Origin of the sequence: Acinetobacter sp. YH12208 (assembly GCF_013418055.1) — a bacterium.
Taxonomy (GTDB): domain Bacteria; phylum Pseudomonadota; class Gammaproteobacteria; order Pseudomonadales; family Moraxellaceae; genus Acinetobacter; species Acinetobacter pseudolwoffii.
On sequence record NZ_VPCT01000008.1, the window covers coordinates 31,966 to 57,071 of the forward strand.

Below are 25,106 nucleotides of genomic sequence, written 5' to 3' on the forward strand. Positions count from 1 at the left end.
AATAATTCCAGAATAAAAAAATCCCCAGATTGGGGATTGGAGAATTATGCTTGTATTTTTATGATTGTTCTGGTGGTCTACCGCTGTACCAACCTGCTTTTCTCTAATACCCCGAAATGCAGATTGGATGAAACCTCAATATTTAAACAGAACTGAGACATGAGCAAGCCAGTTCGGCATTATTAAAGCGAATGGATTTTTTTGTCATGGTTTATAACTCCTGTATGGGTGATAAATCGACTATAAAAGCATTCACTCTGCCTGTGAAATAAATAGAATATATGTGCTTTGCATATTTTTTCTATAGGAATTTTTCCGCAAAATTTATCTGCAATTGCTACTGACTGATTGCCTGTCTGGGTATGATTTTTGGCAAGTTTATAAAATTGAATAACAATTCTATGCTTGCATAAGATACCTGGCTCTGCACATCATAAAGCCCTATAGAAGTAGAAATAGGGACTTAATTTTACAATGGCTAACCCTGCTCAATTAGTACGTCACAAGCTGCTCAATACTTTCTTTTCCCGCCATTCAGTCTGGTTTGCCTGCATTCTGATTGCAGTGATTTTTACCACATTCCATATCGGTTATTCGCCGCGTTATATCTATTATTTTATGCCGCAAACTTTGGTGAATACCCTGTGGATTCTGAGTATTCTCCTGAGCCTGTTGGGTTTGTATGATGTACTGCAAAACAAGCATTCTATTCTGAAAAACTACCCCATCATGGGACATTTCCGCTTTATCTTCGAAGAATTTCGTCCGGAGATTCGTCAATATTTTATTGAAGCCGACCGCGATGCACTGCCCTTTTCCCGTATGCAACGTAGTCTGGTGTACCAGCGGGCGAAAAATGAAAATTCAGATAAACCTTTCGGTTCAATTCTCAATGTCTATGAAGACAATTATAGATTTGTCAGTCACTCTTTGACGCCATGTAAGGTGGCCGATCCACAAACTTTCCGTATCCTGATCGGCAATGAGCAATGTACACAGCCCTTCTCTGCTTCCATTTTAAATATTTCAGCCATGAGCTTTGGCAGTATGAGTGCCAATGCAATCCGTGCGCTGAATCTCGGCGCTCAAAAAGGTGATTTTTTCCATGATACCGGTGAAGGCAGTATCAGCCCCTATCATCTTGAATATGGGGGCGATCTGGTCTGGGAAATTGGCAGTGGTTATTTTGGCTGCCGTACCTTAGATGGACAGTTTGATCCGGAACGCTTTGCGGCACAAGCCAAATTACCGCAAGTAAAAATGATTGAAATCAAGTTATCACAAGGGGCTAAACCCGGACATGGCGGTATTTTACCTAAAAGCAAGATCTCGGAAGAAATTGCCCAAATCCGGGGCATCAGCCGTGAACATGATTGCGTATCACCCTCTAGTCATCCCGCCTTTAGCACCCCGATTGAAATGATGAATTTCATCCAACGATTACGTGAACTTTCCAACGGAAAACCGGTCGGATTCAAGCTATGTCTGGGGCAGCCCTGGCAGTTTATGAGTATGGTCAAAGCCATGCTGCACACCCAGATTTATCCCGATTTCATCGTCGTCGATGGCTCTGAAGGTGGAACGGGCGCTGCACCCATTGAGTTAATCGACTTTGTCGGTGCACCCCTAAGAGAAGGTTTACTATTTGTGCATAATACCCTTGTTGGTGCAGGTTTAAGAGATAAAATCAAAATTGGTGCAAGTGGTAAAATTATTAGTGCATTTGATATTGCCAGCACGCTCGCGATTGGGGCAGATTGGGTGAATTCGGCACGTGGTTTTATGTTTGCCGTCGGCTGTATTCAGGCTCAAAGCTGTCATACCAACCAGTGTCCTGTCGGTGTCACCACACAGGATAAAGATCGTCAAAAGGCCTTACATGTGCCCACCAAAGCAGAGCGCGTATTTCATTATCATAAAAACACCTTACACGCCTTGTCTGAACTGATTGCTTCTGCAGGCCTGAAACACCCTTCGGCGATTAAGGCACATCACTTGGCACAACGTGTGAATAATCACGAAATAAAGAACTTTGCGCAGATTCATTTTTGGTTGAAAGAGGGAGAATTATTATCCTGTGAAAATAAGGATGAGGAGAACTTCTACTTCCGGATGTGGAACCTGGCTAAACTGGATAAATTTTAACTCAATACAGTTAAATTAGAAAAGGCGTTTAATCAAACGCCTTTTTTCACATTGAATTGTAGATCAATAATAGGTTTTACTGCCCTGTGCATGTAGAAAGGCAGGAATCAAGCCGGTCAATGCAGCACGAATATCCGCGCGTTCATTGATCAGTTGATGCGAACCTTCTTCCAGCATCAGTAAGGTCTGGAGACGGAATTTACGTCGGATAAATTCGATATTATAGCGCCAGTCTACGGTCTGATCCTGTGCACCCTGTGCCAGCCAGACCGGAATACGACAGGCCGGACGCGCTTCCATTTCCAGCATCCAGCGCGACATCGCCAGAATCCAGTCCATACCCATCATCCGCGGCTGTAACGGATCTTTAAGCCGGATAAAACGCAGAAACTCCGGATTATGGTTATTGCGTCTGAAATGCCGGGGAACTTCACGCTTGATCCGGCTAATAATGCCCAGCCCGACCGAGTTATGCCACCAGGCTGTTTTCGCAGGACGAATCAGCGGCGATAACAGCAAAACCCGTTCTACAAAAGGATTTTCGCGGCGCTGTGCAAATTCGAGTAAGTGATGCATCCAGATTGCACCACCGGTACTCTGTCCAATTCCCACCCAAGGTTTGGGCAATTGCGAGGCAAGTTGTACATAGCGATGTACGGCATGCAAAACCTGCTGATAATGATCAAAATTCTGAATGCTGGCAGGTGAACCATCACTCAGACCATGTCCGGGCAGGTCATAGGTCAATACACTAAAACCTTGCTCCAGCAGCTCTTTGACAATCGGCTGATAAATCCCGCTATGTTCCAGATAACCATGCAGCAAGAAAGCAGTGCCCTGAATCTTGTCAAAGCGGGTATTTTCCAGGTTTGGTTCAAATACCTGTACATGTAATTTAAACAATGGCATCTGTACGTAGCCTTGCCAGTGTTTGCAGTCCAATAAATCAAAGCCATACAGCTTGCGATAGGATTGCAGATCAATTGGCGGCTCATCACTACGATTCAGGTTTAACGGCGGCAAGAGTTGTGGCGTTATATCCCGGCTTGGGATGGGTAAATCAAGTTGCTTCAGGATCGTGGGATTTAAAAATGGGATATCAGACATTATGGCACCTCCCGACAGTCACTAGATCCAAACCACATATCGCGCATGGTCGCCAACATTTCATAATTGGCACGACGACTATGATCATAATTTTGCGCACTTGGACGCCATCGTGTCAAAGGCTTCGGCATCGGTGCCTCTACCGGAATGGTTTGTATGCCATTTAAAGCAAATAAACGGCGGGTCCGTGGCATATGATAACGATCCGTAATCAGAATCACAGTCGGTGCTCCACCTTTCTTTTGTAATAATAATGAACTGAAACGGGTATTTTCACAGGTATTCATGCTGCGATCTTCCAGCAATTTGGCATCAACATCGTGGTTTTTCAACCAGCGCTGCATATACGGCGCTTCTACACCACTCAGCACAATCGGTAACTGATAATATTTTTCTACCGCCAGCGTGGTTTCCAGACGTAAACGCGTATAGTGATTGACCACAATCTCTTCACCCTTTTCATCTAGCGTTAAACCGCCACCCAACACCACAATGGCATAAGGCTGGGAGCTATTCGCCGGTTTCACTTGTTGCTGATCTTGTAGTAAAGCCAGGTCCTGCTGAATTTCCTCTTCAGCGGTTTCTTGTACCGAGCTGGCCTCTTCTTGTTCTATAGGATGCGTACTCAGGAACTCAATATATTGTTCAATACGTTCTTTGTTTTCATTGCTGTCCCAGTCCAGCAACTTCCGAACATTTGCAGTCGGATCAACCGGCTCTGTCGGTACTTGTGAATATAATAATGGAACTTGAGCAGGCGGACTTTGCTCTGCCTTTTGACTTTGCTGCTCACGCTGATGTTCTTCAATGACCTGTTGCAGCGCTTTATAACGTGCCTGAATCAGAATCAGGTTGGCAGAATTGTTTTGTTGGATATCCTTTTCCATGACCTTTAAATATGCCTGACGGGCAATCCATAAATCGGAGCCAGGTTCCAGATTTTCATGCTCGCTCAATGCTGCCATTTTCTGGCTTTGCGCTGCTACTTCATTAAGTTCTAAAGATACAAACTGGTTTAAGCCCTTGACGATCATTTGCGAGTAAAAAGGGGTATAAACCAACACCAGTAGACAGCCGAATAGTACAAACAGTCCAGTGACCACTTGTAGCAAACGTACCATCCAATGGGTTTTATTCATATCATTTTTCATCCTGATGAGAACGGATCAATCCATTTTGGTCAAACAATACAGGTTCTGGTTCCAGCAGCAGCTTGAATTTTTCCCAGACCGACTGCTGTACTGCACGATAAGTTTTACGCACATCGGTAAGAGAGGCCTGACCATAATTCACCAAGACCAGCGCCTGTTTATGAAACATGCCGACAGACCCCAACTGTTTGCCCTTCCAGCCAGCCTGATCAATCAGCCAGCCTGCCGCCAGTTTAACTTGAGTATTGGCTTGCTGGTAATGGGGTAAATTCGGGAAAGATGCCGCAATCTGGTCAAAGACCGGCTGATCTACCAGCGGATTTTTAAAAAAACTCCCCACATTGGGAAATTCTTGCGGATCAGGTAATTTGCTTTGACGGATCTGAATCACTTGCTGTTGCAGGTTTTCTGCTGTAAGCGTATCACCGACGGCTGTCTTTAAGTCACCGTAATTCAGTTTCAAATCTGGCTGTTTCAGTAATTTAAAAGTCACATGGGTAATCACATAACGGTTTGGCTCATCTTTAAAAATACTATGTCGATAGGCAAACTGGCAATCTGCTGCGCTAATCGAGCCAAACTGTTTGAGCTGACGATCATAGACTGCAACCGAATCGATAAACTCGCCAACTTCGACGCCATAGGCGCCAATATTCTGTACCGGCGATGCACCAACACGCCCAGGAATCAGGGCCAGATTTTGTAAACCATACAGACCTTGTGCTGTAGTCCAGAGCACGAAGTCATGCCAGCCCTGCCCGCCGCCCACGCGTAAACGTTGCGATTGATCATCAGCATCCAGCATCTCAATGCCCTGAATATCGATATGCAAAACCAGTGCGTGAATCTGTTCAGGCAACAACATATTGCTGCCACCTGACAGAATCAGCACATTTAACTGTTGCTGTTCAGCAAAATCCAGAGCCGCCAGCAGATCATCGGTCGATTGAATATGGGCATAGTGTGAAGCAATGGCTTCTAAATTTAGGGTATTAAAGGGTTTAAGTTGAACCTGAGTTTGAATCTGCATTGCTTAAACCTTGTGTACATTCTGTTTGAAAATTTCAACCCATGCCTGACTGCTGGACTCACACTGATCGAGCACCCGTTCAAAACCATCCGCTTCGCCATAATAAGGATCGGGCAAGGCCTGTTGTGGATAATCCTGATCATGCTCACTCATCAATGCAACGCGTGCACGTAAATGACCGAACTCAGTTTCGGCCAGACGCTGTATATTCTGGATATTAGATAGGTTTTCCAGATCCATTGCCAGAATCAGATCATAATCAATAAAATCATGCGTGGTCAGCTGACGTGCGCGAAGCGTTGACAGATCATAGCCACGTTTCAGTGCATGCTGCTGGCTACGCAGGTCTGGGGCCTTGCCCGGATGATAATTACTGGTTCCAGCAGAATCGACCACAATATTCAGTTGCTGTTCATCACAATAATGTCTGAGTACCACCTCTGCCGTGGGAGAGCGGCAAATATTTCCCAAACAAACACATAACACCTTGTATGGCGTTCTGGATGACATAAACAACCTCAGAGCTACTTTATTTTAAGGATTCTTATGTTAAGTTATTTATATACTGATTCCTATCTCACAACCATAGAATAATCTCGTATTTGCAATAAAAAAATCAAGGATATCGCCATGAATCGTTTTCAGTTTCAAACCGTCCCCAATATCATTGCCGGACTAGGCACGATTCAGGAATTATTTAAAATTCTAAAAAATGGCCGTTATCAACGTCTTCTACTGGTGACTGACCCGGGTATGCTGAAGCAGCAATTACATCTGCCGATTCTGGATATTATTGAATCTGCCGGTCTGGATTATGTGATTTACTCAGATGTTCAGGCTGACCCGCCCGATAACGTAGTGCTTGAAGCAGCAGCTTTTGCAAAGCAGGAAAAGATTGATGTGGTGCTAGGCTTTGGTGGTGGCAGCTCGATGGATGTGGCCAAGCTGATTGCGATTTTGGCGCATCCTGAGCAGCATCAGACGCTTTCCGATCTGTATGGCGTCGATAATGCCACCGGGCCACGTTTAGCTCTAATTCTGGTTCCCACCACAGCCGGAACGGGCTCCGAAGTCACACCAATTTCGATTGTTACTACAGGTGAAACCACCAAAAGCGGCATTGTCGCGCCTATTCTCTATGCCGATATTGCTATTCTGGATGCGACTTTCACTCGGAATTTGCCGGCACAGATTACCGCTGCCACCGGAATCGATGCCATGGTACATGCCATTGAAGCCTATACCTCAAAACACAAGAAAAATCCTTATTCGGATATGCTGGCCAAACAGGCTTTAAGATTATTGAATGCCAATTTGCAACGTGTTCTGCAAGATGGTCATGATCTAGATGCCCGTCAAAATATGCTGGTCGGTTCCATGCTGGCCGGACAAGCCTTTGCCAACGCACCGGTTGCCGCCGTGCATGCGCTGGCTTATCCACTCGGTGGGCATTTTCATCTGTCGCATGGACATAGCAATGCTTTGGTGCTGACCGAAGTCTTAAAATTTAATGCACCTGTAGCCAAACAGCTCTATGCCGAATTGATGACCTGGTTAGAACCCCACAGTAAAGGTTGTCATGATGGACTGACCGATCTGTTTATTGATCATTTTAATAATCATCTGATACAGAGCGGCTTAACCTTAAAATTAAAGCAGTTAAATGTACCAGAACAGATGTTGATGGTTATGGCAGAAGATGCCATGCAACAAAGCCGGCTGTTGCAGAACAATCCACGCGAACTCAAGTTGGATGACGCTTACCAGATTTACCAGGCGATTTATGCCTAAATCTATTTCCACACTAAGCCTTGTCTAGCTGAGAGCGAATCCTGATGAAAGCCACGATCAAACAACGCGAACACTATGCCTTTTTCTTGCCCATTCAGACCCGCTGGGCAGACAATGACCTGTATGGCCACGTCAACAATGTGACTTATTACAGTTATTTTGACACCGCAGCCAATGCCCTGCTGATTCAGGAAGCGGCCTTTGATCCGAAATACTCTCCGATGATTGGGCTGGTGGTCAGCTCCAACTGCCAGTTTAATCAGGAACTGTCTTATCCGGAAATTATTGAAGTGGGCGTGGCCATTGAAAGCATGGGAAATTCATCACTGAGCTACGATCTGGCCATTTTTAAACGCAATTCGGATACAGCTGCAGCTCAGGGTAATTTTGTTCATGTATTTGTCGATCGTGAGACACGAAAAAGCACCCCGATTTCAGCCGAAATGCGGGATGCCTTATCTCGATTTGTTGTGCCTTAAAATCCAGTCTATTTCAGCTGAATATTTTGCAATTCACCATCGAACTGCTGCAACAGGTCACGTACCGCAGGTTCAGCCTGTAACAGCTCTTCAGCGCGTTTAAAGGCACGAGCCTTCCGCTGATGCTGCATGGTATAGGGTGTTAGCTGGTCCACACTTTCAAATTTCACCTGGAAATGAGTTTGCGGCCACTGCTGTTGTAAAGCAGCTTCCAGAGTATGTTGCAGTTGTGTCAAAAGTTGCTGGTATTGCTCAGGGATATGAAAAACGGATTGGCCATTAATCTGTCCGCTCATGACACCATACTGTGCCAGTTCCTGCACTGCTGGAGAAAGCTGGCTGTTACGGAACCAGTATTCCCATTTTTCGACGCTCCACTCACCCTCTAACATTTGCTTAGGGATTTTTAAAATATCCTGTGGCATCAGATTCTGCGTATTTAAATCTTGGGAAATGTCATCCGGTAGCGCAGTCTGAATCGGAGCGACTTCTTCAATCACAGGCTGAGCAATCGTTTCCTGTGAAAGTTCCAATTCCGGTGAGGCAAGACTAAATTCCTCATCAGCAGATATTTCTTGTGCTGCTTCGACATGAGTAACAGCATCTACAGGAATAAACTCTTCAAGCAGGAAATCATCCGAGCTGCTGCTTGTCGCCGGTGCTTCTACGCTACTCTCGATTTCATCAAAACCAAACAGGCCTTTGTCGTCATTTGGATCAAAAACGATCTGATCACTAGACTGTACTTCCTCAATCGCTGTCTGAATTACTCCCTGTTGAACAGGCTCAAGTGCATGATCATTAGTGGACTTTTCTTCATGGAGAAAATCATCTGAAGATGGTTCAGGCATTGATGGCGTATAAGCTTCCTCATCCGTCTCATCGTCCAGAGAGAAATCATCGGAGGTCGGTTCCGCTTCAAATTTTTTTGCTGTGACTGTTTCAGACTGCAATTGTGTCTGAATGGGCTGTTGTAGACGTGTAGGAGAAGCTGCTATTGGTTGAGTTGCGGCTTCATGAACGACTGGAACCTCGCTTGGCTGTAAGGGACGGAATGCCAATAAGCGTAGCACCGTCATCTCAAAACCTTGTTCCTGAGTCACCGCCAACTGTAAATCAGCGCGTCCTTTACATGCGACTTGATAATACAGTTGCAAATCCTGCGCCGAAATCAAACCGGATAATTGCATAATCTTTTGATTGATTTCAGCACTATATTTCAGACTTAAATCTGGCAGATATTGTAATAAAGCCAGTTCATGCAAAGTCGAAATTAACTGATCTAAAACCAGTGACACATCCAAAGCCTGCTGACGGAATTGCAGCAACAACTGACTGACCTGTGCTTTCTGGTTCTGGTGAATCGCCAGAATCAGATCATAAATAATGGTCCGGTCAATCAAGCCCAGCATGTCTTTGACATCCTGATGCTGAATCGCACCCTGACCATAGGCAATCGCCTGATCGGTCAGAGACAAGGCATCACGCAAAGAACCTTGAGCAGATTCGGCAATTTGCCAGATGGCATCCTGATCCGACTGAATACTTTCTTGGCCTAAAATCTGGGCCAGATGCTCGGTAATTTCATCAACAGCCAATGGGCGCAAAGTAAACTGCAAACAGCGTGAAATTACTGTAATTGGCAGCTTTTGTGGGTCGGTCGTAGCAAACAGGAACTTGACGTGCGCAGGTGGCTCTTCCAGAGTCTTTAATAAAGCATTGAAAGAATGCGTGGACAACATGTGCACTTCATCAATCAGGTAAACTTTAAAACGACCTTGGGTCGGTGCATAAGGCACATTGTCGAGCAGCTCGCGAGTATCTTCAACCTTGGTGCGTGAGGCTGCATCGATTTCGATCAAATCGATAAAGCGTCCTTCGTTGACGGCGCTACAAGTCGCACAGACTTCACACGGTGTCGAGGTGATACCGGTCTCACAGTTCAAGCACTTCGCCAAAATACGTGCAATCGTGGTTTTTCCGACACCACGCGTTCCTGTAAACAAATAGGCATGGTGCAAACGGCCACGTTCGAGCGCGCTGGTTAAAGCACGTGAAACATGGTTTTGCCCCACCAATTCATTAAAATTACGAGGACGGTATTTTCGCGCAAGTACTTGATACATGTATGCTCCTTTTTACAGGTCTAAGCATACTGTTTTTTTAGTAAATAGTGAAATGAATGCCGGTTTATAAACAATAAAAACCTCTTGATCAAAATCATTGAAAAAGGGATATAAAACATATATTTTCTTAAAATCAGACCGATTCAAACAGGATAAAGTCACTTTGCATCTGGTAGCGTTTGCCTGTTTGATCTTCACGAATTTCCAGAACCTGCTTTTTCAGATCCACATAAACCAGATTGCGGGTATCGACATTCAGCAGTTCAATCTTTTGTTGCGTATCATCCTGAAAACGAATCGGCCCAGTAATGGTTTCAATCGGGTTATGCCCACTCAAGCTTTCACGTGATAACGTAAAAGTCCGATCATCATGCAAGCTCAAAGCAACAGCCATACCCGGACAATCGTCACAACTTGAAAAACATCCCATACAGGGTGTGGTGCCCTGATAATTCCCGACCCAGGCAGGAATCTGAGCTTTAGCCTCAATAGCAGTATTTGCCGTCGATTGGTTTTGATCCTGGCAGCCAAACAAGGCACTGCTTGCGACCAGAGGAATCATCAGCACTTTTTTCATCACTTCATACCACAGACTGGGAGTCACGCCAAAATAACATATTTTAAGGACTTTACTAAACTCCCCAATCAGGGATATTTAGCGCCAACCTTTACGTCCAGTCAGGACGGCATCAGCACAGCGTAAGGTTTCCTGTGTCAAACCCCACAGACGATAATCTCCGGTCAATGAACCTGTCGGGAAATTATGGTTATAGGCAAAACTTAAATTGCGCTCAGGGTCACACCAGGCTCCCGAACCATTAAAGCCCATATGACCAAAACCTTGCGAAGCTTTACCTAAAGTAAGCACCCGATGATAACCCAATCGCCAGTGCATCGGCAAAGGCATGACTCGATCGCGTTTTTTGCATTGAATCTGACTGAGACGCTGAAAAACTTCAGGCGAGATCAATTGCTGTCCTTGCCATTCGCCGCGGTTGGCCAGCATGGCATAAATTTTTGCCAGACTCTCTGCGGTAAATACTCCATTGGCGGATGGAATGATTGCTTGCAGGCCTTGCTCACTAAAGAAACTGAAATTCCTCATTCCTTTGGGAATCATCGCATCCTGAAAATCCTGCGGATCTTGTCCACTCCAAATCAAAGCCCGCTCCATCAGATTCGGTTTTCTTGATCCTGTTTTTTTCGCAGGCTGCGATTGAGACTTGGCTGCTTTAGCTTTAAAAATCGGCAGTGCTACCCGAGCTAATTCATTGGTCGGCACACTGAAATAAGCACCATTCAACATCAAAGGCTGAACCAGATATGCCTGCATCAGTTCAGTTAAAGTTTTAGCTGTCGCTTTTTCTAATGCACCACCGACCTGCCAGCCAAAGGTCAGCGGTTGATAGGCCGCATCTGTTGCAACTTGAAAACGTGGTTCAGCCGCGGCAATTCGGTCTAGCATCTGCGGCCAGTCGGCCATTTCAGTGGCGTCGGCAATGATATTACGGATATCAAACAATCCGCTTTGATGACTCAGCATATGCGCCAGAGTAATATTTTCTTTACCGTTTTGCGCAAATTCAGGCCAATATTCTGCAACAGGCTGGTCATAATCAACCAGGCCCTGACTGGCCAGAATATGTACCAGTGTCGCCAGCACACCTTTGCCCGTCGAATAACACAGCGACATGGTATCGGTTTGCCAAGCCTCAGATTCCGATTTTTTCCCGGTATAAATATCGACGACTTTTTGTCCCTGAAAATAGACAACAAGTGCCGCACCACCCTGCTCTGTGCGAGCATGCTGTAGGCGACTAAACTGACGGGCAAGGTCACGGAAATTTTCATTTACCGTTCCTTGGTAATGGGCTGTATCCGCAAATAAATAATCTTTGAGTGGCTGCATCATTCTATCCATAGAATATTGATTTCTTAAAAACAAAAAAGCCTAAATCAGGTTCAGGCTTTTATCGTACTTTAAATTGCGGTCACAGTTCCTGTGACATGCGGCTTCTGATTTTTGCTATTACGAATCAGGATTTCCGTATCATTAGCTGCTTTCGCGGTTAAGAACTGCACTTTGGAAGGCAGATATAAGGGCAGTTTAAACCAGACATCTGCTTCATAGGCATCGGGCAATGCCAGGCTGGACAAAGCTTTAGCCTTGGTCCACATACCATGCGCAATCGCCTGTTTAAATCCGAATGCCTTAGCCATTAGGGCATGAATATGAATCAGGTTAAAGTCGCCGGATGTCATGGCATAACGGCGACCCGTATTTTCTAGAATTTCCCATTCAGCATTCAGCTCATAATCGGGTGTCTTGTTTTCGACGATTTTGGCTGCAGCTTTGCCTTTACTCTTTTGACGGGACAGATAAGTGGTCAAGGCTTCCACCACCACTTCATCACCGACTTTTACTGTGGTGATGAAATCAAACTGTACACCTTTATCATGCGGCTGCAATTCACCAAACTTGCAAGACAATGTGAGAGATTCATTGACTCCGATTTTACGATACTGTTTGACCTGATTGCGGATATGCACCAGACCGAGAACCGGAAAAGGAAAAGCTTCAGCCGTCATCATATGCATTTGCAGGCTTTGTGAAAGAACTGTTAGATAAATGGCTGGAATATAGCCATTATTTTTAAAACCACAAACTTCATTATAGGCTTTCAGATGCTTTTGATCGACCTTGAATGAATCCACCACATATTCAACTTGCGGTAGAACTTTTTCAGCTTTTGGCTTTTTTAAAATCAAGCCCTGAATCACTTTTGGATAGGCTAAATAAGGTTTTGGAAGTTGACTAAAATGGCGAGTATTCATACTGAACCTTTGGAATATTTATCTTTATGACGTCCTTCTTTTTAAAAGAAGGAAGAATATCTTTTTAAATAAATCCCTCCCAACCTCCCTTTAACAAAGGGAGGAGTAGTCCCCTCTTTTGCAAAGAGGGATTTAGGGGGATTCTAAATTAAGCCCCTAACAGGCTCTGACCACACACACGCACCACATTGCCATTCAAACCTGAAGAGGCAGTCGAGGCAAACATCGCAATCGCTTCTGCCACATCAACAGGATGACCACCCTGACTCATGGAATTCATACGGCGTCCAGCTTCACGGATGGCAAATGGAATTGCTGCTGTCATTTGCGTTTCAATAAAACCCGGTGCCACAGCATTAATGGTTATACCATTTTTTAATGTCGGTGCTGTGAATTTCACCACACCAATCACACCTGCTTTAGAGGCTGCATAGTTGGTTTGACCCAGATTACCTGCAATACCTGAAATAGAAGATACACAGATAATACGGCCATTTGCATTTAGACCATCGTTGCAGAGCAAGTAATCATTGACGCGTTCAATTGCTGACAGGTTGATGTTAATGACCAGATCCCAAAGCTCAGGCTTCATATTGGCCAAAGTCTTGTCGCGGGTAATCCCGGCATTATGCACGATAATATCCAGACCACCCTGCGCCGCTGCCGCCTGTTTGATTTTCTCACCCGCATCGGCTGCAGTAATGTCAATCGCTAGTGTAGAGCCGCCAATTTCACCAGCGACACGATCCAGATCCGCCTGCTGTTGTGGGACATCCAGACAAATCACATGTGCGCCATCACGTGCCAGCACATGAGCAATCGCCTCACCAATACCACGGCTTGCTCCAGTTACTACTGCCGTTTTTCCTGCCAGTGGCTTACTCCAGTCCAAGTCTACTTGTGCTGCTGCCGATACACGAATAACCTGACCAGACACATAGGCAGAGCGTGGAGAAATTGCAAAACGTAGCACAGACTCAAGATTGGCTTCGGCACCTGCATCGACATAAATCAGGTTGGCTGCAATACCCTTTTTAAATTCTTTGCCCACAGATTTGACAAAACCTTCGAGCGCACGTTGTGCAATGGCCTGACTCACAGATTTTGCAGATTCAGGTGTTGTGCCGATCACGACCACACGACCAGAACTTTGAATCTGACGCGCAATCGGATTAAAGAATTCATAAAGTGATTTCAACTGCTCTGAATTTTCAATACCAGAAGCATCAAAAATAACCACTTTAAACTTGGATTCTTTATCGCCAGTATTAAATGCATTCAGGTTCAGACCCGATTTCGCCGCTGCCTGTTGCAGTTCCGCATTATTGCCTGCATAGCTATTGGCATGAATATTTGCCAGCACCTGAGCAATAGAACCGGTCAATACACTCGCAGGTGCAGCACCGAATAACACAGCGCCTTTTACCACTGGCGTTGCAGACTCGAAACGGTCTAGGGAAATTGGGGATGGCAGGCCCAGATTTTTAATGACAAATTTACCAATAGGAGATTTTGCGAAATTTTGGTACTGATCAGTCATGTTTATTATCTCTCATACAAATTAATTTTTGATCGATCTAAAGTTATCCTTTAACTTCAATATAATGCCAGATACTTATATTGCAATAGATCTACCAGATTCTACCCAATCATACTTGAGATATCTGGCAGATGACTTGACCTGAGCGCAGTCTGCAATGTCATTGTAGTCAATACAGCATATACTCATCTATGCTAATGTAAGCCACAAGAAGACGATCAATTTGCTTGGAAAAGCCTTATGAGCAAAACAACTCAAGAAAATCCAGCAGTCGAGAATTCCGCATCTCCAGCTGTGTCAAAATCATCAACGCGTGCTAAGCGTAGCACTAAAAACACGGATACAGCCGCTGCTGCAGCTAAAAGTCCGGCTAAAACTCCGCGTACCCGTCGTACAGCGAGCAGTAGCAGTCAGACGACATCAACTCAAACAGATTCAGTTTCAAAAACACAGCCTTCTGTTCAACAGGATAATAATATGAGCCAAAACACAGTTCGCCGCGTTGCTATTCTTGGTGGCAACCGTATTCCATTTGCACGTTCGAATGGTGCCTATTTTACTGCCTCTAACTCGGACATGCTGACCGCAGCATTAAATGGTCTGGTAGAGCGCTTTAATCTGCAAGGTCAACGTGTCGGTGAAGTGGTTGCAGGTGCTGTCCTGAAGCATAGCCGTGACTTTAACCTGACTCGTGAATGTGTTCTGGATACGGCACTGGCACCAGAAACCCCAGCTTATGATATCCAGCAGGCGTGTGGTACGGGTTTACAAGCTGCATTTTTAGTGGCAAACAAGATTGCACTGGGCCAAATTGAAGTAGGAATCGCCGGTGGTGTAGATACCACCTCTGATGCGCCCATTGCATTGGGTGACGGCTTGCGTAAAGCGCTGCTTGAATTGAACATTGCCAAAACTGCCAAAGACCGTTTAAAAGCCTTGACCAAAATTAATGTCAAAGAATTGATGGACGCACCTAAAAATGGTGAGCCACGTACTGGCTTGTCTATGGGTGATCATCAGGCGATTACCACACTGGAATGGGGTATTTCCCGTGAAGCGCAAGATGAACTTGCTGCATCTTCACACCAGAAAATGGCAGCAGCTTATGAAGAAGGTTTCTTTGATGATCTGATCACGCCATTCCTGGGTTTAGAGCGTGACAATAACCTGCGTGCTGATTCTTCAGTCGAGAAACTGGCGAAGCTTAAACCTGCGTTTGGTAAGGGCGATGCGCGTACCATGACTGCGGGTAACTCTACCCCACTGACAGATGGTGCTTCTTGCGTTCTGCTAGCGTCTGAAGAATGGGCAAAAGCCAATGGTCATGAAGTTTTGGCTTATCTGACTTTTCAGGAAACTGCAGCAGTTGATTTCGTCGAGAAGAAAGAAGGTTTATTGATGGCACCTGCTTATGCTGTTCCTCGCATGCTGGAACGTGCCGGCCTAAAACTTCAGGACTTCGACTATTATGAAATTCATGAAGCATTTGCTTCTCAAGTGCTGTCTACTTTAAAGGCATGGGAAGATCCAGCATTCTGTAAAGAGCGTTTAGGTCTGGATGCGCCACTCGGTTCAATTGACCGTGCAAAACTGAACGTGAAAGGCTCATCACTTGCAGCCGGTCATCCCTTTGCAGCAACTGGTGGTCGTATTATTGCGACGGCAGCCAAACTGATTGCTCAAAAAGGTTCAGGTCGTGTACTGGTATCGATCTGTGCTGCCGGTGGTCAGGGTGTTACAGCGATTATTGAAAAATAAGCTGCTACCTTGATTCAAAAAAGCTCCTCGATTGAGGAGCTTTTTTATACCTTTTACCTACTGTATTGGCATTGGATTATTTTTAAAGTATTCGTCAACTTTATTCCAAGGTGCTGTTGATGCTACACCCCTCACAATGTTTTGATTAACCCCCTGGCACAGCGCTGCATCGGGAGTGAGGTGGAATGCGTTAACATTTGGATCCATATAAGGCAGTGAACCAGGACGGCGCTGGAAGTAGAAGTTCAACCAATCCACCATCGGCTCGAAGCCATGTGATGACATCGCCCATGCGCTATTATGTCCCCCCCAATGATGTCCGAATTCATGCGCAATAATACGAAAACCTGATAAACGATAGTGACCATAGAATAGCCAAGTATCGACACCCAGCACGGTACCGCCACCAAGACCACCACCCATATTGGTAATACCAAGATTAATCTCGTTACGATTTAAAATCTCTTTGTAGATACGAACATAGTCTTCAGGCATATAAATACCGTTTGGCCCATCGACTTGACCTGCATTACCAAAGAAATCATGGCCCATCACTGCTTTATGATTAAACCAGAGGTTTTCAAATTCAGGGGTACTGAGCATGTATGCTAAGTTCGTCATCATGATGACCCATTCACGCGCATAGACAGGCGTTACTCGACACCATTTGCCTGGTTCGTCATATTTACCAAAATAGATTTTCCATTTTGCCTGAATTTTATTGAGCTTTTTCACATGCTCGTCTGTTTCAGAAGTCACATGTAAATCGCAAATATCACTTGGTATCAGCGTGGTCTGACTTAAACCTGCCAACTGAATTGAACCACTGCCATCTGCAAGCGGGAAGCGGGATTGATCATTCAATTTAATATTAAATTTTGCAGTGGAAAATGGCGTAAGCTCATCTAAATCTGCAAGTATAACCCAATCATCTGAATGACGGATTTTGGCGCGAATTTGTAAATTTCGAACAGGAACAGCGCTATAACTTTTAAGCGTTAAAGCGTTGCTACTCAGCTCTGCCGATAAAATCCGATTCATATACACATGACGTTCAGCACTATTGGTCAGCGCCTCCCAAGATTCACCATCTTGCAATACAAGTGTTTGATTTTGTGCTTTAGATTCAGTCAACAATAATGCAGAACTCAGCTGTTTGGTCTTATTTTGCTGTAATGTGACCATTGGCAAGAGCTTAACCCTTTGATTAGACAAATGAATCAACTGTTGGCCATACACCGCAACATCACCTGCTCTTTCGATATGACTGCTTTCAGCTTGCCCTTTCAGGATATATTTTTTGAATTGGTCGATATTGTGCTTTGGCAGAATTGATTTTAAGCCAAATTCCTGAGTAGGATATGTTTCTATCGAACCATCATTCCTTGCGGTATACACAGTACCATCATCATGACGGTGTAAAAGGGTCGCAAGATTTGACTCTGTCAAAATAGGTGCAATGTGAGTGTCATTTTCACGAATTTGGTTAATGTCATGCACATAAGTTTTACCGTTTGGAAGGCTGGTATACAGATGATCTCCCATGACTTCCATACGTGCATTACAGTTACGACCACAATCTGGAAGACTAAGCCGAGCAAACTTTTTCGCTTTTAAATGGTTTTGTGCAATAGCATCGCTTTGACGCCAGACATTAATACGACCTTCGATATCGGGGACATAGATATAGCGGTCATCTGCGGTAACAGCATTACTGTGAACTAAAGCATGGTTCACTGTATCGCCCCACCAAACGCCAGTTCCTAGCGCCATCACAAAGCTCGGTTGAGGCTGTGAAATATCTAGAATATCGACACGGTTAGAACCATAACTGGCCACATATAAGCGTTCTGCATGGATTTCGATATCTGCAAGACTGTCCCATTTTTTTGCTAAGCCTTCAATTTTTAATGGATCAATTGCACTCAGCGCACGTTTTTGTTTTAAATCATAACGTAAAATTTTTGATTCTGATTGGCTATTGGCGATATACAATACATCACCAGTTCGTACCAGGGCTGTAGGATTCCATGTACTTAAACCGAAATCTTGAGCAGTAAGTTCCGAACCCACATCCAAGACTTTAAATTCTGAAATTTTGGTAAATTGAGCATTATTTCCTGTTGATGGATTAGAGCCAACCGTACCTGACCCAGGCTTAGATGCATGGCTGTCATTCTCACCACCACCGCCGCCACAAGCAGTCATGAGTAAGGCAATGCTTAAACTCAACAAGCTATATTTTAACTTCATAATTCCCCTTAGATGCAAATGCATAAAAACTTCTGCTCTTATAAAGGGGTTTAAGATGAATACAAAGTCGAATAAGTGTGCTATGTGTCAAAGAAATACTGCTGTTTACTAGATTCCCCACATAAAGCACAAGTAACATTAGCTGTGCTTTATTTTTTTCTATGCTTTTCTTATTATATTTTTCGATGCTCAGGCTGATATCCAAGCATTTCTTCTATCGAATCATAACACCACTGAAAAATGAAGGTATATACCAGAATACACAAGGTCAGGCTAAAATCGAGCACAATCGCCTGCCATAGTCCCATGTTCATCGCATAGGCCACCATTGGAATGGTGGCGAGCATTAAACCACCTTCAAAGCCAATCGCATGTAAAATACGCACTCGAATCGTTCGTTTCAGTTGACGTTTCGCTTCAAATTTTTCGAAATAATGATTAAACAGCATATTCCAGATGACAGAGGTCACGGCCATCACAATTCCCAGTGCACCTGTGACTTCTAGCGGCATATTAAAAATAAGACTCAAAGCTATCGCAATGATCACCAACAGGATGACTTCATAGCTAAGCGCATGCACAAGTCGTCTTTTGGAAATCAACATTTTCATTACTCGGTTTTTTATCAATAATCGCGCATATTATGTTCTTTAAACTGATTAATCGAGTTAGAATATTTCAATAAAATTGATAGATAAGATTACATGAATATTAATCAGGAACAACTCACTGTATTTAAAACTGTGATGGAAACCGGTTCATTCTCTGCAGCTGCACGAAAATTGGGAAAAGTTCCCTCTGCCATTAGCATGTCAATTGCGAATTTAGAAATTGATCTGAATCTGCAACTGTTCCAGCGTATTGGGCGTGAACCTGTGCCAACGGAGCAGGCACAGACACTGTATGAAAGAACAGAACAGCTGTTAATCGAAATGAATCAGTGGAAACAGCATGCGCTTGCCCTAAGTTCAGGCCTGGAGTCTGAACTGAATATCGTCATCGTTTCTGAATTACTGCATACGCGCTGGACTGATTATGTCGTTCTGGTGGAACAGCAATTTCCCGAGCTTCAGATTAATGTCTTTGGTGCACCTCAGGAAGATGCGCAACAGATGCTCTTGGATGGTAGCGCACAACTGGCATTAATGTTTGAGCGGGAACAACTCGATGCACGTGAACAGTTTGTGGAATTAAAGCGTGAAGTCTTGATTCCTGTCGCAGCCAAGCAGCATGTACTGAGTCAATACGATCAGGTCAGCTTTGAACAAATTCTAAATAGCCGTCAAATTGTGGTGGCGAGCCGTGACCGTAATATTAAACCTGAATTATTATATTCCCGTCATTACTGGCGCACTGACAATCATCATTCTGCCTGTAGCATGATTCAACAGGGTTTGGGTTGGGGTGTTCTCCCGCAGGAAATGCTAAAAAAACAGCCGAATTTACAGCAAAATCTGCAAGTGCTGAATCTGCTCGATTTCACCCCAAAGTTTGAATATTTTATCGATCTGGTCTGGAGTCGGGAAAGCAACTTGGGCACAGCTGCTCATTTTTTGATTAATCATCTGCGAAATCAGCGTAAAAGTAGCAAATAATCACAGAAACACCACTTCAGTCTACTTGGTAAATACAGGGTTTATGATATAAAAGTATGCATAAGCAATAACCATAGAACTAGATCGTAATGACATTAACCGCATTAGACCAATTAAAAAACTTGACCACAATTGTGGCGGATAGCAGTGACTTGAGCGCAATTGAAAAATTTCGTCCTCTGGATGCAACCACCAATCCATCACTGATTACAGCAGCGGCCAGTCAAGTTGAGAACAAGGCCCTGATTGAAGCGGCCTATCAGCAGGCGCAGCAGGAAGACTATGCGGATGATGCCCTAATTGAACGTACCATTGATATTTTGACCGTCAAATTCGGCGTTGAAATCTTGAAATTAATTGAAGGGCGTGTTTCGACTGAAGTCGATGCGTCCCTGTCTTTTGATACTGCTGCCACCATCGCAAAAGCCAAAGAGTTACTGGCACTATATGCGCAGTATGGGATTGACTCCGATCGCATCCTGATCAAGATTGCATCAACCTGGGAAGGCATTCAGGCCGCAAGAACCTTAGAAGAAGAAGGCATTCATACCAACCTGACCCTGTTATTTGGCCAGCATCAGGCCCATGCCTGCGCTGATGCCAAAGTTACTTTAATTTCACCTTTTGTTGGCCGGATTCTGGACTGGTACAAGAAGGCTGAAGGTGTGGATGCTTATCCAATCGAAAAAGATCCTGGCGTGTTATCGGTTAAAAGTATTTATGAGTTTTATAAAGCCCATGGCATTCAAACCGAAATTATGGGCGCCAGCTTCCGCAGTATCGATCAGGTCTTGGGCTTGAGCGGTTGTGACCTTCTTACCGTTGCACCAAATCTACTGGCAGAACTGAACCATGATCAACGTAAAGTTCAGCCGCAACTTTCAGCGACAGCTATTACTGTGCAGGGTGAACTGAGTCCGATCAGTCAGGCAGCATTTCTGGAACAGCTGAAGCAGGATCAAATGGCCAGTGAACTGTTACAAGGCGGTATTCAGGGTTTCATCAAAGCGCGTGAGCAACTGGCTGCGCTATTAGGTCAAACCTTTCTCAATCCCGTTGAAAGCTAAGCTAAAATCTTAGAAATTTTACCAGCCGATGTTGCTATAATGCCGCATCGGCTTTTTCTTGTGCGAATTCTTCGTGTTTGGTATTACAGATCTCAGTACCTTTATCATTGGCACCACCTTAATTGTGCTCTTGCCTGGCCCCAATTCCCTTTATGTCATGTCCATTGCCTCACGTTTTGGTATCAAGACAGGTTATTTAGGTGCTCTGGGAGTGTATACCGGTGACATGATTCTGATTGTATGTACTGCTTTGGGGGCTGCATCTTTATTGCATGCTTTTCCAATCCTGTTTATTACTTTGAAGATTATCGGCGCCATCTACCTGAGTTATCTGGGGATGAAGCTATTAAGTGCCGCCTATAAAACCATTCGTCCAACAGAAAAAGTGACCATTCCGCAGATGAATGCGGCTGATGCTAAAGCTTCGTCTATTCAGCCATTTCGTACTGCATTGACCATCAGTATTTTAAATCCAAAAGCGATTCTGTTTTACCTGTCATTTTTTGTGCAATTTGTCGATCCTCGCTATCCTTATCCGGCATTGACTTTCATTCTGTTGGCTTTGATCTTGCAATTGATTAGCATGACCTATCTGTCCATTCTGATTTTCTCAGGGGTAAAACTGGCCTCCTATTTCAACCAGCATTACAAACTGACAGCCAGTTGTGTGGCCATAGTCGGCATTTTATTCTGTGGTTTTGGGATGAAGCTAGCCAGCTCTACCTTATAAAAGCTTGAAACAGATATTGTCTAAATACGTGAAAAGCGTATGATTTAAACGCTTTTTAAAATTGTGTCATGGACGATGCCAAAACTATTACAAGATCTGTCTCTTACTGCGGTCATTGCCGGCCTGATTACCTGCCTGATTGGCATTAGTGTTTCTGCTGTACTGGTGATTGAAGCTGCACAAAGCTTAGGCGCCAATGCGGCACAAATCAGTTCCTGGTTATGGGCACTGGGAATCGGCATAGGTATCTCTGGTGTGTGGCTGTCCTGGAAATATCAGTATCCTGTTTCTACTGCCTGGTCAACGGCGGGACTAGCTTTGATCATTGCGTCTGCGGGTCATTACAGCCTCGGTGAAGCGATTGGTGCGTTTCTGATTTGTGGACTGTTGACTGCTGCGCTGGGATTCTTAGGAATTTTTGAGCGTATTTTTCATTTTATTCCACAAAGTTTAACCAGTGCCATGCTGGCTGGAGTATTGCTAAAATTTGGTATTTCAGTATTTGGTAGCCTGCAACAGTCCTGGAAATTTGTACTCAGTGTCCTGGCCATTTATCTGATCTCAAAAAAAATCAGCACACGCTATAGCATCGTGATTACCGTATTTACCGCAATTGCGCTCTGCCCTTTCTTTATCGATTTTACAATCCCGAGTTTAAACTGGAGTATGGCCCAGCCGGTCTGGATCCAACCTGAATTTAGTCTACAAGCTGTTCTAGGGCTGGCTTTACCACTGTTGGTGATCAATCTGGCTTCGCAATATCTACCCGGACTGGCAGTAATTAAAAGCTATGGCTATCCACCCAAGGTAAACGGTATTTTAGGCTGGACCGGTATAAGTCAGGCGATACTGGCACCTTTTGGCTGCTTTAGTGTCAATCTTGCTGCGATCAGTGCGGCAGTGAGTCTGGATACTCAAGCTCATCCCGACCCACAGAAACGCTATATTGCAGGCATGAGTTGTGGGCTGTTTTATATTTTGATGGGACTATTTGCAGCGACCTTGACCAGTGTCCTGATGGCATTTCCAGCAATCCTGATTACTATTCTGGCCGGAATTGCCTTATTCGGCACCATTGGGCATAACATCGCGCTGGCTTTTCAGCAAAGCCATGAACGTGAAGCGGCACTGATGACCTTTTTATTCAGCGCATCCAATATTCAGTTTTTCGGGATTGGTTCAGCCTTTTGGGGCCTATTACTGGGATTAATGGTTCATTTTCTATTTAAGCTCAAGCCTCAAGTCACTTAAAATTGATGACTGATCATTAGAATAAAATGACAAATAAGGGCAGCGATCATGTCTGCCTTTTATGAATGTCCTGCGGTCTGGGAAAAAAGGTTGATGACGAGTACACCGGAAATAATCAGTACAATGCCAATAAGTGCAGGCACATCGAGCGTCTGCTTGAAAAGTACATAACCCACAATTGCAGTCAGAACAATTCCCACACCGGCCCAGATGGCATAAGCGATTCCCAATGGAATGACTTTAATCACTTGCGACAATAAATAAAATGCAATACAGAATAAAACCACGACTGCCAAAGACGGCCATAATTTGCTAAAGCCTTCAGATTTTACTAAAAATGTAGAGCCTGTGACTTCGGCGACAATCGCCAGTGCCAGTAACAGGTAGGCCCACGATACAGGATTCATTTTTCCATCTCCAAAATTTCAGTGTTCATGCTTTGAATAACAAGCCAATTAAAATAGAAAATTAAACTTTAAATAATGCTTATTTTACAATGAATGCTGGTGCAGAAAATCAAGGGTGCGAATAAAGGTTTGCTGACTCTCTTTTTTGCCCATAAAAAACTGGTATTCATGAATCAGCCAGGCCTTAGATTCCGGATAAAATACCTCGGTCACTGCAATATTCCGGGCCTTGAGTGTCTCTACAAAAGGTAAGGACTGAGTATCGGTCAGAAAGTCTTTATTACCGCCACTGATGAACACCGGCGGATAAGCATTTGAAATATGCTGGATCGGGGAAATCTGCTTTAAAAATTCGACATCATCTTTCTGGTCGCCCGTATAAGCCTGTACCAGATTATAAACGCCCCATTCGACCATTTTGATTTCATCCGGTGCTTTTTGCACAAAGGCCTGTAGATCGTAAATACCACAATGCAAAATCAAGCCTTTGAGCTGCATTGGCTGAATATTTGGACTGAAATTGGATTGTTGTGAAAACTCTGGATTGGTCAACAATGCGGCATAATGACTGGCCAGATTGGCACCGGCAGAATCTCCGGCTAAATACAGTTGTGCTGCATCAATGTAGTAGTTCTCGGCATGCGTGTTGATAAATGCCAACGCCTGATTAATTTGCTGAAGTTGACTCGGATAAGTCACCTGCGGCGCAAACTGATATTGTACAGAAATCACGTTATAGCCTTGCGCCGCCAATAGCTTAAAATAGCCGCGGGCATGTGCCTTGGAACCTGAAATCCAGCCACCGCCATGAATCCAGACAATGGTCGGTCTCGGGCCTAGATTCTGAATATTCTGCGGTTGATATAGATCGAAGCTTAAATCCTGTAGCGGCTGGTACACGATATTGTTCTGTACCCGAACAGTTTCAGGAGCATAACGATCCATCACTTTTTGTTGTAGGCCCGTGGTCATATTGAAGGCACTGGCAATTAGCCTGCTATTTTGTACGGTATTCTGACAGCCCGCTAACATCATCGAGCTGACCAGCACAAGATTTACCGCGATATATCTCACAATTTCAATTTCCCTATATTGATAAAAATCAAGCGCAGGCAGTTTAACTGAAATGCTCAAAAACCAAAAACTTAATCCAGTTCGTTCTGGCAGCAGAGGTGAAAATCCCCAGTTTTTTGCTCGGATTTATTTGCCCATTTTTTTACAGTTTTATGTGAATAATAGTTGTAATTTAATGAGTTTTTTCATTTTTTTAGGTTTTGCAATTGCACCTGTAGAGTCACTGTGCTATCAATGAATCAGAAGCGAACAATAAACATTTGGAGTAAAAAAATCATGGCCTATCAGCATATTTTAGTTCCGGTAGACGGCTCAGAAATTTCTTTTTCCGCAGTACGACATGCTGCAAAAATTGCCAAAGCATTTGGTGGCCAGCTTTCCCTGATCAGCCTGATTGCAGAAGATCCTTTTACTGAAGCTGATTTCTATTACAGCTCATCTATCATGAAGGAATATTTTGTACAGGCGCATGCCAATGCCAAAAATGCCCTGAAAGAAGCCACTGCGATTGCAGCGACTGAAGGTATTGAAGCTCAGTCACGGATCGTCACGGGTCTGGTCAATGCCGAGCACATTGCCAAAACTGCTGATGAAGTAAAAGCAGACCTGATTGTTATGGGTTCTCATGGCCGTAAAGGCTTCCAGAAAATGATTCTGGGCAGCTTTGCACAGGATGTTTTAGGTGCCAGTGAAATTCCGGTTCTGATCGTGAAAAAATAATCAAAGCTTTGCGCATCTTCAAGGTGCGCATTACCCGGTTTTCTATA

22 protein-coding genes are annotated in these 25,106 nt (G+C 44.2%); 9 read left to right on the plus strand and 13 right to left on the minus strand.

From position 1 onward, the window contains the following. The first annotated feature begins 474 nt into the window (after positions 1 to 474). Positions 475 to 2,145, plus strand: a complete 1,671-nt coding sequence (locus tag FTU95_RS09380) for an FMN-binding glutamate synthase family protein (protein WP_005097253.1) — start codon at positions 475 to 477, stop codon at positions 2,143 to 2,145. A 63-nt stretch (positions 2,146 to 2,208) separates the two neighbouring features. Here the strand turns inward: FTU95_RS09380 and FTU95_RS09385 are convergent, their stop codons facing one another. Genes FTU95_RS09385 through FTU95_RS09400 form a run of 4 tightly spaced genes read right to left on the minus strand, consistent with a single transcriptional unit; the run spans position 2,209 to position 5,943 of the window. Beyond that, the gene (locus FTU95_RS09385; protein ID WP_005170484.1) at positions 2,209 to 3,252 is read right to left on the minus strand and encodes an alpha/beta hydrolase; all 1,044 of its coding nucleotides are present in this window, start codon (positions 3,250 to 3,252) and stop codon (positions 2,209 to 2,211) included. Next, positions 3,252 to 4,391 (minus strand): YdcF family protein, encoded by a 1,140-nt coding sequence (locus tag FTU95_RS09390; RefSeq protein WP_005097256.1) that lies wholly within the window; start codon positions 4,389 to 4,391, stop codon positions 3,252 to 3,254. Before FTU95_RS09390 ends, FTU95_RS09385 begins: the two co-directional genes overlap by 1 nt. A gap of 1 nt (position 4,392) precedes the next feature. Continuing rightward, positions 4,393 to 5,433, minus strand: coding sequence for a UDP-N-acetylmuramate dehydrogenase (murB, locus tag FTU95_RS09395; protein WP_180078269.1), 1,041 nt, complete (start codon positions 5,431 to 5,433; stop codon positions 4,393 to 4,395). A gap of 3 nt (positions 5,434 to 5,436) precedes the next feature. Beyond that, the gene (locus FTU95_RS09400) at positions 5,437 to 5,943 is read right to left on the minus strand and encodes a low molecular weight protein-tyrosine-phosphatase (RefSeq protein ID WP_005170478.1); all 507 of its coding nucleotides are present in this window, start codon (positions 5,941 to 5,943) and stop codon (positions 5,437 to 5,439) included. A 120-nt stretch (positions 5,944 to 6,063) separates the two neighbouring features. On the opposite strand from FTU95_RS09400, the gene FTU95_RS09405 reads away from it, so the two are divergent. Together FTU95_RS09405 and FTU95_RS09410 are read left to right on the plus strand one after the other, a co-directional pair. Beyond that, entirely contained in the window at positions 6,064 to 7,224 is a 1,161-nt protein-coding gene (locus FTU95_RS09405; protein WP_005097261.1) for an iron-containing alcohol dehydrogenase, read from the plus strand. A 44-nt stretch (positions 7,225 to 7,268) separates the two neighbouring features. Further along, complete coding sequence (locus FTU95_RS09410) at positions 7,269 to 7,703, plus strand: thioesterase family protein (protein ID WP_005170474.1); 435 nt, start codon at positions 7,269 to 7,271, stop codon at positions 7,701 to 7,703. An 8-nt stretch (positions 7,704 to 7,711) separates the two neighbouring features. Here the strand turns inward: FTU95_RS09410 and dnaX are convergent, their stop codons facing one another. The 5 genes from dnaX to FTU95_RS09435 all read right to left on the minus strand — a co-directional run bounded on the left by dnaX (position 7,712) and on the right by FTU95_RS09435 (position 14,204). Beyond that, positions 7,712 to 9,829, minus strand: a complete 2,118-nt coding sequence (gene dnaX / locus FTU95_RS09415; RefSeq protein ID WP_180078271.1) for a DNA polymerase III subunit gamma/tau — start codon at positions 9,827 to 9,829, stop codon at positions 7,712 to 7,714. A 133-nt stretch (positions 9,830 to 9,962) separates the two neighbouring features. Next, positions 9,963 to 10,406, minus strand: a complete 444-nt coding sequence (locus FTU95_RS09420) for a copper resistance protein NlpE N-terminal domain-containing protein (protein ID WP_034608473.1) — start codon at positions 10,404 to 10,406, stop codon at positions 9,963 to 9,965. 78 nt (positions 10,407 to 10,484) lie between these two features. Then, entirely contained in the window at positions 10,485 to 11,750 is a 1,266-nt protein-coding gene (locus FTU95_RS09425) for a serine hydrolase (RefSeq protein WP_180078273.1), read from the minus strand. A 59-nt stretch (positions 11,751 to 11,809) separates the two neighbouring features. After that, complete coding sequence (locus FTU95_RS09430) at positions 11,810 to 12,664, minus strand: MaoC/PaaZ C-terminal domain-containing protein (protein ID WP_100535292.1); 855 nt, start codon at positions 12,662 to 12,664, stop codon at positions 11,810 to 11,812. Between the two features lie 148 nt (positions 12,665 to 12,812). Continuing rightward, complete coding sequence (locus FTU95_RS09435) at positions 12,813 to 14,204, minus strand: 3-oxoacyl-ACP reductase (RefSeq protein WP_005097268.1); 1,392 nt, start codon at positions 14,202 to 14,204, stop codon at positions 12,813 to 12,815. Between the two features lie 240 nt (positions 14,205 to 14,444). On the opposite strand from FTU95_RS09435, the gene FTU95_RS09440 reads away from it, so the two are divergent. Further along, complete coding sequence (locus FTU95_RS09440; RefSeq protein ID WP_005097269.1) at positions 14,445 to 15,962, plus strand: acetyl-CoA C-acetyltransferase; 1,518 nt, start codon at positions 14,445 to 14,447, stop codon at positions 15,960 to 15,962. Between the two features lie 57 nt (positions 15,963 to 16,019). Here the strand turns inward: FTU95_RS09440 and FTU95_RS09445 are convergent, their stop codons facing one another. Together FTU95_RS09445 and aceI are read right to left on the minus strand one after the other, a co-directional pair. After that, complete coding sequence (locus FTU95_RS09445; RefSeq protein ID WP_180078275.1) at positions 16,020 to 18,215, minus strand: beta-propeller fold lactonase family protein; 2,196 nt, start codon at positions 18,213 to 18,215, stop codon at positions 16,020 to 16,022. 173 nt (positions 18,216 to 18,388) lie between these two features. Continuing rightward, complete coding sequence (aceI, locus tag FTU95_RS09450) at positions 18,389 to 18,820, minus strand: chlorhexidine efflux PACE transporter AceI (RefSeq protein ID WP_005170461.1); 432 nt, start codon at positions 18,818 to 18,820, stop codon at positions 18,389 to 18,391. Between the two features lie 99 nt (positions 18,821 to 18,919). On the opposite strand from aceI, the gene FTU95_RS09455 reads away from it, so the two are divergent. The 4 genes from FTU95_RS09455 (at position 18,920) to FTU95_RS09470 (ending at position 22,858) form a co-directional block, all read left to right on the plus strand. Beyond that, a complete protein-coding gene (locus tag FTU95_RS09455) occupies positions 18,920 to 19,810 on the plus strand; it encodes a LysR family transcriptional regulator (protein WP_005170459.1) in 891 nt (296 codons plus the stop codon). 89 nt (positions 19,811 to 19,899) lie between these two features. Continuing rightward, the gene (tal, locus tag FTU95_RS09460) at positions 19,900 to 20,877 is read left to right on the plus strand and encodes a transaldolase (RefSeq protein WP_180078277.1); all 978 of its coding nucleotides are present in this window, start codon (positions 19,900 to 19,902) and stop codon (positions 20,875 to 20,877) included. A gap of 73 nt (positions 20,878 to 20,950) precedes the next feature. Then, the gene (gene leuE / locus FTU95_RS09465) at positions 20,951 to 21,607 is read left to right on the plus strand and encodes a leucine efflux protein LeuE (RefSeq protein ID WP_100535288.1); all 657 of its coding nucleotides are present in this window, start codon (positions 20,951 to 20,953) and stop codon (positions 21,605 to 21,607) included. 75 nt (positions 21,608 to 21,682) lie between these two features. Beyond that, positions 21,683 to 22,858: a benzoate/H(+) symporter BenE family transporter gene (locus FTU95_RS09470; protein WP_100355360.1), complete on the plus strand. Its 1,176-nt coding sequence runs from the start codon at positions 21,683 to 21,685 to the stop codon at positions 22,856 to 22,858. A 59-nt stretch (positions 22,859 to 22,917) separates the two neighbouring features. Here the strand turns inward: FTU95_RS09470 and FTU95_RS09475 are convergent, their stop codons facing one another. Beyond that, positions 22,918 to 23,265 (minus strand): SMR family transporter, encoded by a 348-nt coding sequence (locus FTU95_RS09475; RefSeq protein WP_180078279.1) that lies wholly within the window; start codon positions 23,263 to 23,265, stop codon positions 22,918 to 22,920. An 84-nt stretch (positions 23,266 to 23,349) separates the two neighbouring features. Further along, positions 23,350 to 24,300 (minus strand): alpha/beta hydrolase, encoded by a 951-nt coding sequence (locus FTU95_RS09480; protein ID WP_218944654.1) that lies wholly within the window; start codon positions 24,298 to 24,300, stop codon positions 23,350 to 23,352. Between the two features lie 315 nt (positions 24,301 to 24,615). On the opposite strand from FTU95_RS09480, the gene FTU95_RS09485 reads away from it, so the two are divergent. Continuing rightward, entirely contained in the window at positions 24,616 to 25,059 is a 444-nt protein-coding gene (locus tag FTU95_RS09485) for a universal stress protein (RefSeq protein WP_005170452.1), read from the plus strand. Positions 25,060 to 25,106 lie beyond the last annotated feature (47 nt).